General features: G+C 61.2%; 1 pseudogene. It reads left to right on the forward strand.

Going from position 1 to position 428, the window contains the following annotated elements:
- Nucleotides 1-176: 176 nt before the first annotated feature.
- A pseudogene (locus tag XI09_RS01240) lies at nucleotides 177-428 on the forward strand (MBL fold metallo-hydrolase); the annotation flags it as partial.

The following is a 428-nucleotide window of genomic DNA, read 5'->3' on the forward strand; positions in this document are numbered from 1 at the left end:
GTGTGCGGGCTGCCAGACGCTGGCGTGTTCGGCATCCCAACGCCTCCGCCCTGGAGTGCTTTTCCGCGTGATGCCTTGCGGCAGCAAAGGCCACGGAAAGGGAGGATTTGATGATGTTAATTTGCCAATGCAACGCAATTCATCGACGCGATGTGGTATGCGGCGGCGGAGTTGCCTTGTTCAGCGCCGTCGTGGCGACGCTGATCGGCAGCGGGAAGCCGGTACGCGCAGAAGCGATCGCCGGAAAGGTTCCGGAGATCGATCGCGTGGCAGTGCGCGTGGTCGTCGACAGCTACCAATTCGCTGTCGCGCCGAGCCGGAAGGTTTCCGGTGTTGAGATTGAACACTTCGGCTGGGGCATAGGCGGTGGCAAGCCGCCGGGTAAGACATTGATCAGTGAGTTCGGACTGTCGATGCACGTCGAGTCG

The organism is Bradyrhizobium sp. CCBAU 11386 (assembly GCF_028128955.1).
Classification (GTDB): domain Bacteria; phylum Pseudomonadota; class Alphaproteobacteria; order Rhizobiales; family Xanthobacteraceae; genus Bradyrhizobium.